This is a genomic window from Phenylobacterium sp., from assembly GCF_041913825.1.
In the GTDB taxonomy this organism is placed as follows: domain Bacteria; phylum Pseudomonadota; class Alphaproteobacteria; order Caulobacterales; family Caulobacteraceae; genus Phenylobacterium.
On record NZ_JAYSEO010000006.1, the window covers coordinates 196,349 to 204,695 of the forward strand.

10 protein-coding genes are annotated in these 8,347 nt (G+C 70.8%); 4 read left to right on the top strand and 6 right to left on the bottom strand.

The annotated features are described in order from the left end of the window. Nucleotides 1–50 precede the first annotated feature (50 nt). Nucleotides 51–455: a PTS sugar transporter subunit IIA gene (locus tag ACE3Q8_RS06905; RefSeq protein WP_257815790.1), complete on the top strand. Its 405-nt coding sequence runs from the start codon at nt 51–53 to the stop codon at nt 453–455. Then, on the top strand, nt 452–730 hold the full coding sequence (locus ACE3Q8_RS06910) for an HPr family phosphocarrier protein (protein WP_374469516.1): 279 nt from the start codon (nt 452–454) through the stop codon (nt 728–730). The genes ACE3Q8_RS06905 and ACE3Q8_RS06910 overlap by 4 nt, the downstream gene beginning before the upstream one ends. Nucleotide 731: 1 nt before the next feature. Here ACE3Q8_RS06910 and ACE3Q8_RS06915 read toward each other — a convergent pair whose 3' ends face one another. The 3 genes from ACE3Q8_RS06915 to bioB are packed head-to-tail and all read right to left on the bottom strand — an operon-like array spanning nt 732 to nt 3,491. Continuing rightward, on the bottom strand, nt 732–1,493 hold the full coding sequence (locus ACE3Q8_RS06915; RefSeq protein WP_374469517.1) for an ABC transporter permease: 762 nt from the start codon (nt 1,491–1,493) through the stop codon (nt 732–734). Continuing rightward, nucleotides 1,490–2,443 carry an ABC transporter ATP-binding protein gene (locus ACE3Q8_RS06920; protein ID WP_374469532.1) on the bottom strand — a complete coding sequence of 318 codons (954 nt, stop codon included), beginning with the start codon at nt 2,441–2,443 and terminating at the stop codon, nt 1,490–1,492. The genes ACE3Q8_RS06915 and ACE3Q8_RS06920 overlap by 4 nt, the downstream gene beginning before the upstream one ends. 52 nt (nt 2,444–2,495) lie before the next feature. Beyond that, nucleotides 2,496–3,491, bottom strand: coding sequence for a biotin synthase BioB (gene bioB, locus ACE3Q8_RS06925; protein WP_374469518.1), 996 nt, complete (start codon nt 3,489–3,491; stop codon nt 2,496–2,498). 158 nt (nt 3,492–3,649) lie between these two features. Between bioB and ACE3Q8_RS06930 the strand changes: the two genes are divergently transcribed. Next, nucleotides 3,650–5,134, top strand: coding sequence for a CHAD domain-containing protein (locus tag ACE3Q8_RS06930; protein WP_374469519.1), 1,485 nt, complete (start codon nt 3,650–3,652; stop codon nt 5,132–5,134). Here ACE3Q8_RS06930 and ACE3Q8_RS06935 read toward each other — a convergent pair. The 3 genes from ACE3Q8_RS06935 to ACE3Q8_RS06945 are packed head-to-tail and all read right to left on the bottom strand — an operon-like array spanning nt 5,088 to nt 7,458. Next, nucleotides 5,088–5,810, bottom strand: coding sequence for a spermidine synthase (locus ACE3Q8_RS06935; RefSeq protein ID WP_374469520.1), 723 nt, complete (start codon nt 5,808–5,810; stop codon nt 5,088–5,090). The genes ACE3Q8_RS06930 and ACE3Q8_RS06935 overlap by 47 nt on opposite strands. After that, nucleotides 5,807–6,547, bottom strand: coding sequence for a pseudouridine synthase (locus ACE3Q8_RS06940; protein WP_374469521.1), 741 nt, complete (start codon nt 6,545–6,547; stop codon nt 5,807–5,809). The genes ACE3Q8_RS06935 and ACE3Q8_RS06940 overlap by 4 nt, the downstream gene beginning before the upstream one ends. After that, nucleotides 6,544–7,458, bottom strand: coding sequence for a class I SAM-dependent methyltransferase (locus ACE3Q8_RS06945; protein WP_374469522.1), 915 nt, complete (start codon nt 7,456–7,458; stop codon nt 6,544–6,546). The genes ACE3Q8_RS06940 and ACE3Q8_RS06945 overlap by 4 nt, the downstream gene beginning before the upstream one ends. A gap of 210 nt (nt 7,459–7,668) precedes the next feature. Between ACE3Q8_RS06945 and ACE3Q8_RS06950 the strand changes: the two genes are divergently transcribed. Continuing rightward, nucleotides 7,669–8,347: adenosylhomocysteinase (locus ACE3Q8_RS06950; protein WP_374469523.1), on the top strand; the 679-nt coding region annotated here is incomplete at its 3' end.

Below are 8,347 nucleotides of genomic sequence, written 5' to 3' on the forward strand. Positions count from 1 at the left end.
AGCGCTCGCGTAGCCGCGGCCGGGTGGGGATACCCCTTGAGAGACATTTCATGATCGGGCTCGTGATCGTCACACACGGGCGGCTGGCGGAGGAGTTCATCTTCGCCATGGAGCATGTGGTGGGGCCGCAGAGCGCGGTCGAAGCCATCTGCATTGGCCCGGAAGACGACATGGAGCGCCGGCGGCAGGACATCCTCGCGGCCTGCGGCCGTGTGGACTCCGGCGGCGGCGTGATCCTGCTCACGGACATGTTCGGCGGTACGCCGTCGAACCTCGCCATCTCCGTCATGGAGCAGACCAAGGCCGAGGTGATCGCCGGGCTGAACCTGCCCATGCTGATCAAGCTGGCCAGCGTGCGCACCCGGCAGAGCCTGGAGGACGCGGTGGCCTGCGCCCAGGAAGCGGGCCGCAAGTACATCTCGGTCGCCTCCTACGTGCTCGCAGGGGAAAAGTGAGCGAGACCGCCGCCCGCACGGTCGAGATCTGCAACAAGCGCGGCCTGCACGCGCGCGCCTCGGCCAAGTTCGTGAAGACCGCCTCCGCCTTCGACGCCGAGGTCCGGGTCACCAAGGACGGCCAGACGGTCGACGCCCGCTCGATCATGGGCCTGATGATGCTCGCCGCCGGCCCCGGCAGCGAGATCGCCATCGAGGCCGAGGGCGCCGAGGCGCCGCAGGCGCTCGAAGCCCTCTGCGCCCTCGTCGAGTGCCGCTTCGAGGAAGAGGAATAGCCTAGGTCTTCAGCCGCCAGCCGGTGCGGAAGATCCAGGTGACGGCCAGCAGGCAGGCGGCGAGGAAGCCCGCCGTGGCCGCGAGGCTGACGCCCACGCCCACGTCCGAGACTCCGTAGAAGGCCCAGCGGAAGCCGCTCACCAGGTAGACCACCGGGTTGAACAGGGCGATCGTCCGCCAGATCCCCGGCAGCATGTCGATGGAATAGAAGCTGCCGCCCAGGAAGGTCAGCGGCGTCACCACCATCATCGGGATGATCGACAGCTTCTCCCAGCCGTCCGCCCAGATGCCCGTCAGGAAGCCGAACAGGCTGAAGGTCACGCTGGTCAGCACCAGGAAGGCCAGCATGACCAGCGGATGGGCGATGGAGTAGGGGACGAACACCCTGGCCGTGGCCATGATGATCAGGCCCAGCACCACCGACTTGGTGGCCGCCGCGCCGACGTAGCCCAGCACGATCTCGCCAACGCCGATGGGGGCCGAGAGCACCTCGTAGATGGTGCCTGCGAACTTGGGCATGTAGATGCCGAACGAGCCGTTGGAGATGCTCTCCGTTAGGATCGAGAGCATGATCAGGCCGGGGATGATGAAGGCGCCGTAGCTGACCCCGTCGATCTCGGGCATCCGGCGGCCGATCGCGGCGCCGAAGACGATGAAGTAGAGCGAGGTCGTGATCACCGGCGCCGCCACGCTCTGCACGATGGTGCGGAACCAGCGGCTCATCTCGAAGCGGTAGATGGCCTGGACGGCGTGCAGGTTCATTGGCGGCCTCCGCGCACCAGGCTCACGAAGATCTCCTCGAGCGAGCTCTGGCTGGTCTGCAGGTCCTTGAAGTCGATCCCGTTCTTCGAGAGCTCCCGCAGCAGCTCGGCGATGCCGGTGTGATCGGCCTGGGTGTCGAAGGTGTAGATCAGTTCCTGCCCGTCGTTGGCGAGCTCGAGCTTGTAGCCGCCAAGCCCCGGCGGGACCGTCGCCAGCGGCTCCTGGAGCTGCAGGGTGAGCTGCTTCTTGCCGAGCTTCCGCATCAGGGTGTGCTTCTCCTCCACCAGGATCAGCTCGCCCCGGGAGATCACGCCGATCCGGTCGGCCATCTCCTCGGCTTCCTCGATGTAGTGGGTGGTCAGGATGATGGTGACGCCGCGTTCGCGCAGGCCGCGGACCATCTCCCACATGTCCTGGCGCAGCTCCACGTCGACGCCGGCGGTGGGCTCGTCGAGGAACAGGATCTCCGGCTCGTGGGAGAGCGCCTTGGCGATCATCACCCGCCGCTTCATGCCGCCGGAGAGCGCCTGGATCTTGGCGTCCTTCTTGTCCCAGAGGCTGAGGTCCTTCAGCACCTTCTCGAGGTAGGCCGGGTCAGGCCGCTTGCCGAACAGGCCGCGGGAGAAGTTGACCGTCGCCCAGACCGTCTCGAAGGCGTCGGTGGAGAGCTCCTGGGGCACGAGGCCGATCTTGGTCCGCGCGGCGCGGTAGTCCCGGACCACGTCGTGACCGCCGGCCAGCACCCGTCCGCCGGTCGAATTCACGATGCCGCAGGTGATGCCGATGAGCGTCGTCTTGCCGGCGCCGTTGGGCCCCAGCAGGGCGAAGATCTCGCCGCGCCGGATGGTCAGGTCCACGCCCTTGAGGGCCTGGAAGCCCCCGGCATAGGTCTTCGACAGGCCCTCGATTTGGATGATCGGATCCACGCGTCCCCCTCTTGCGCCCTCCAGATAGGGCCCGAAGGACGGTTCAGCTAGGGCGTAGCCGACATCAAGCGGAGCGCTAGGCCAACTCGGCCGACCTGCGGGTCATCGGGCGCATCTTCAGGTCGGCCAGCAGGGCCTCGTCGGCGGTCTTCTCGGGGTTGTTGGTGGTCAGCAGGCGGCCGCCCACGAAAATCGAGTTGGCGCCGGCCAGGAAGCAGAGCGCCTGCAGCTCCTTGGTCATGTGCTCGCGACCGGCGGCGATGCGCACCACCGACTTGGGGCAGACCAGGCGGGCGACCGCGATCATGCGGACGAACTCCAGCGGATCGACGGCCTCTGAGTCGCCCAGCGGCGTGCCGGGGATCGGCATCAGGTCGTTGATCGGCAGGCTCTCGGGATGGCCCGGCAGGACGGCGAGCTGGTGGAGCAGGCCCGCCCGGTCGCGGCGCGTCTCGCCCATGCCGACGATGCCGCCGCAGCAGGTGGACATGCCGGCGTCGCGCACCGCCGCCAGGGTGTCCAGCCGCTCCTGGTAGGTGCGGGTGGTGACCACCTGGTCGTAGTAGTCCGGGCCGGTGTCGAGGTTGTGGTTGTAGAAGTCGAGGCCGGCGGCCTTCAGCGCGCGGGCCTGGTCGGGCGTCAGCATGCCCAGCGTGGCGCAGGTTTCGAGCCCCAGCGCCTTCACGCCCGAGATCATCGCGGCGACCTTCGGCAGGTCGCGGTCCTTCAGGTCGCGCCAGGCCGCCCCCATGCAGAAGCGCTGGGCGCCGCCGGCCTTGGCTTCCCGGGCGGCGGCGATGACCGTCTCGGCCTCCATGAGCTTGGTGGCCTTCACGCCCGTCTTGAAGTGCTGGCTCTGGGCGCAGTAGCCGCAGTTCTCGGCGCAGCCGCCGGTCTTGACGCTCAGCAGCTGGCTGATCTGCAGCTCGGTGGGGTCGAACCAGCGGCGGTGAACCTCGGCGGCGCGGAAGACCAGCTCCGTGAACGGCAGTTCGAACAGCGCCTCGACCTCCTCGATCGTCCAGTCGTGCCGGGGCTGGGCAGGGTCGGCGGGGCGGAAGGGGGCGTTCATCGGCGGCTCCTTTGCTCGACGCGCTTAGAGCGGTTCACGCTGCGTGGAGCAAGCGGTCCGGCGGGCGGAAAATTTTAGCTATTGTTGAGCGTGCGCATGTTCCCGGCGCGGCGTTGTGCTAGGCGCCAGTCGATCATGGGCCGGAGAAGGGCGCCTGGATGAGCGGATCTCACGAGATCGAGCTGAAGTTCCTGTGCGCCGCGGAGGACCTCGCCGCGGTCCTGGCGGCGGCGCCGGCGGGCGAGGACGAGACCCGCGAGCTGGCCAGCACCTATTTCGACACCCCGGACCTGAAGCTCCAGAAGCAGGGCGTCTCCCTGCGGGTCCGCGAGAGCAAGGGCCGCCGGGTGCAGACCCTGAAGCGCGGCGCGGGCCTCACCCGCGAGGAGCACGAGGTCCCGGTGGAAGGCGACCGACCGGATCCCACGGTCGGCCCGCTCAAGGACATCCTTCCGAACGGCGAGGCGGTGGCGCTGAGCCCGGCCTTCGACGTCCGCGTCACGCGCCGCCAGCGCCTCGTGCGATACCGGGACGCCGAGATCGAGCTCGCCCTGGACGAGGGCGAGGTCCGCGGCGGCGACCGTACCGCGCCGATCAGCGAGGTCGAGCTGGAGCTGAAGTCCGGCCGGCCCGAGGCGCTGTTCGAGCTGGCCCGCGAGCTGGGCGCCGCCGCGCCGCTCTACCTCTCGTTCGACAGCAAGTCGGCCCGCGGCCAGGCGCTGGTCGCGGGCGCGCCGCTGCAGGCCCGGCGCAAGGAGCGGGTGGAGCTCGCCCGCGGGGTAACCGCCGCCGAGGCCTTCCAGGCCACCGCCCGCAACGCGCTCGGCCAGATCGCCGCCAACGCCGCGGTGCTGCGCGAAGGGCCGCAGCCGGAAGCGGTCCACCAGCTCCGCGTCGCCGCCCGGCGGCTGCGGAGCGCCATCGCCACCTTCGGCCCGCTGCTCGACGAGCTTGGGGCCGAGGCGGTGAAGGACGAGCTGCGCTGGCTGGCCCAAGCCTGCGACGCGGCCCGCAATCTCGACGTCCTGGCCGAGCGGATCGCCGAGGCCGCGGCGGCCCTGCCGGCCGCGCCGGCCGGGCTGGACGCCCTGGTGCACGCGGTGGAGACGGCGCGGGCGGAGGCTTCCGCCCAGGCGGCCGAGGCCGCGCGCTCCGAGCGCTTCCGCCGCCTGATGATCGACGCCACCGCCTGGATCGAGACCGGCGCCTGGCTCTCCGACGACGCGGGCCGCGATGTGCGCGAGCAGAAGGCCACCGCCTTCGCCGCCGCCGCCCTCGACCGCCGCCGCCGCAAGCTGCGCAAGCTCGCCCGGGACCTGGAGAAGGCCTCGGACGAGGCCCGCCACGACGCGCGGATCGAGGCGAAGAAGCTGCGCTACGCCGCCGAAACCTTCGCCAGCCTGTTCCCGGAGAAGCCGACGACCCGCTTCATCGGGCGGCTGAAGGACCTGCAGGAGGAGCTGGGCGCGCTGAACGACGCCGCCACCGCAGAGCCCCTGCTGGCGTCTATGGAGCTGCCGCCGGAGGCCGCCTTCGCCGCGGGCGAGCTCACTGGCCTGCAGGCAGCCGAGAAGCCCGGCCGCATCCACAAGGCCGTCAGGGCCTTCGAGAAGCTGGACGAGACCCCGCGGTTCTGGCGCTAGGCGTCGAAGCCGGGCGGGCGAGCCAGATCACGTGGCGGGCGCCGCGCTTGCCGCCGGTGGCGCGCACGCGCTTCTCCTCCACCACATAGCCGCTGCGGCGCAGGCGCTGGACGAAGCCGGCGTCCTGCACGGCCGACCACACGGCCAGCACGCCTCCGGGCCGAAGCGCCCGGGCCGAAGCGGCGAGGCCCCGCATGTCGTAGAGGCCGTCGTTGGCGTCGCGGTTGAGCCCGCCTGGACCGTTGTCCACGTCGAGCAGGATGGCGTCGTAGGCGGCGCGCGCCTCGGCGATGATCTCGGCCACGTCTCCCTCGCGGATCGTGACGCGCGGGTCGTCGAGGCTGCCGGCGAACAGGTCCGACATCGGGCCGCGCGCCCAGGCGACGACGGCGGGGACCAGCTCGGCGACCACCACCTTCGCCGAGGCGGGCAGGACCGCGAGCGCAGCGCGCAGGGTGAAGCCCATGCCGAGCCCGCCGATCAGCACCGACGGACCGGCGGCCGCGGCCAGGGGCTCGCAGGTGAGGGTGGCCAGCGCCTCTTCCGAGCCGCTCAGCCGGCTGTTCATCAGCTCGATCGGGCCGGACATGATCGACAGCTCCGAGCCGCGCCGCATCAGGCGGAGCTCGCCGCCGTCCGGGATGGGCGCGGCGTCGAGCTGGACCCAGGGGATCATGCGGCGGGCTCGGCGAAGACGGCCGCGGTGTCGGCCGGGCTCATCAGCCGCCAGGCGCCGGGCGCAAGATCCTCCGGCAGGTCGAGGCCGCCGATCCGGTCCCGGTGCAGGGCCTGGACGTGGTTGCCCACCGCGGCGAACATCCGGCGCACCTGGTGATAACGGCCCTCGGTGATGGTCAGCCGCGCCGCCGTCGGCGAGAGCGGCTCCAGCACGGCGGGGGCCAGCGGCTTGTCCTCGCCGTCCAGCATCAGCTCGCCCGAAGCGAACCGTGCGCCCTCGTGACCCTCCAGAGGCCGGGCGAGGGTCGCCACGTAGCGCTTCGCCACGTGGCGGCGGGGCGAGATGATGCGGTGCAGCAGGTCGCCATCGTCGGTCAGCAGCACCAGGCCGGACGTGTCCTTGTCCAGGCGCCCCACGGTCGAGACCGCCGGATCGCGGGCGCGCCAGCGGGTCGGCAGCAGGTCGTAGACCAGCGGGCCGGCTTCCTTGTGCGAACAGGTGACGCCGGTCGGCTTGTGCAGCATCAGGGCCATGCCGGGCGGGGGATCGAGCTTCGCCCCGCCGACCCGCATCCGCTCAGCGAGCTCGGGCCCCGCCGCCAGGCGTATGTCGGCGTCCTTCACCGGCTGGCCGTCGAGCACCACCTCGCCGGCACGGACCAGCGCCTGGATCTCGCGCCGGGACCCGTAGCCCATGTTGGCCAGCAGCCGGTCGAGCCGGAACGTCGCGCTCATCGCCGAGCCTCGTAGATCTTGAACCCCGCCCCCTCGCCGCGGGGCGTCACCCGGCTGAACAGGCCGTTGAGCACCGCCTCGTAGGGCAGATGCCGGTTGGCGACCAGCCAGAGCGCGCCGCCCGGCCGCAGGATCTGATGCGCCCGGCGGATGAAGCCCTGGCCGAGCTCGCGATCCTCGACGCCGCGATCGTGGAACGGCGGATTGCTGACGACGAAGTCGAGGCCGGACAGCTCCGGCGCGAGCCTGGCGTCGGCCCAGTGGAAGGCGGCGCGGGGATCTTCGACGTTGCGGCGGGCCGCCGCGATGGCGCGGGCGTCGATGTCGACCAGGTCCAGGCGGCTGACCTTGGCCCCCTCCAGAACCGCGAGCGCCAGGACGCCGAGGCCGCAGCCCAGGTCGGCGCCGCGTCCGGACAGCGCCGGCAGGGCGGCGAGAAGCTGGCGCGTGCCCGGATCCGGCCGGTCCCAGCTAAACACCCCGGGCTGGGTCCAGAGGCCGAGCGTCGGATGATGCTGCAGGGCGCCTGCGGCGATCGCCGCCTCGAGGCCGGTCGGCTCCGGCGGCCGCTCGGTGCGGCAGATGCGCTGGTGCTGGCCGCTCGTCTCCGCGACCGTGCATCCGAACGCCTCCAGTTCCTTGCGCAGCCGGGCGCCGCCCTTGTCCTTCGGCGCCACCGCCGTCAGCGCCGCGCCGGGCGCCAGCGCCTGCAGCAGGCGGGCCAGGACGTAACGGCGCTCCACCGTCCCGGGCGGGGCGGCGACCACCGCTGCGGCCAGGCTTCCCGACGCCAGTTCCTCGAGGCTCTCGCCGCCGGGCGACAGCGGTGAGACCTGGACGGCGCCGCGGGGGACCTCGACCAGGCCGGCCGGCGGCGCGCCATAGACGCAGACCCTTGCAGCGTCGCTCACCTGAAGCCCGATCCTTGCTCTGTTTCGCTACGGCCAGCGCCCCGAGGCGAGGCCGGGCGTCAGCTAGCGCCTTTTCTCCGCCGGCTCCACTCCGCCGCGCGGCGAGTCGTCTCAGACATATAAAGCTTTCTTTATGTCCTCCTTGCGAGAGTGGCCGCGCGCGGCTATAGGAGCCGCAAACCGACATCCCGCATCAGGACGCTACGCCCCATGACCGACTACGTCGTGAAGGACCTCTCGCTGGCCGAATGGGGCCGCAAGGAACTCGACATCGCCGAGACCGAGATGCCCGGCCTGATGGCCGTGCGCGCCGAGTTCGGCAAGGACCAGCCGCTGAAGGGCGCCCGGATCGCCGGCTCGCTCCACATGACCATCCAGACCGGCGTCCTGATCGAGACCCTGCAGGCGCTGGGCGCCGAGGTTCGCTGGGCCTCCTGCAACATCTTCTCCACCCAGGACCACGCCGCCGCCGCCATCGCGGTGAAGGGCACCCCGGTGTTCGCCATCAAGGGCGAGACGCTGGTGGAGTACTGGGAGTACGCCCACAAGATCTTCGAGTGGCACGACGGCGGCTACCCGAACCTGATCCTGGACGATGGCGGCGACGCCACCCTGCTCTGCGTGCTGGGTCCCAAGGCCGAGAAGGACCCGTCGGTCCTCGCCAACCCGCAGAACGAGGAAGAGGAAGCGCTCTTCACCGTGATGAAGCGCTACCTGAAGGAGAAGCCGGGCTTCTATTCGGCGATCCGCGACGCCATCAAGGGCGTCTCGGAAGAGACCACCACGGGCGTGCACCGCCTGTATCAGATGGCCGAGCGCGGCGAGCTGCCCTTCCCGGCGATCAACGTCAACGACAGCGTCACCAAGTCGAAGTTCGACAACCTCTACG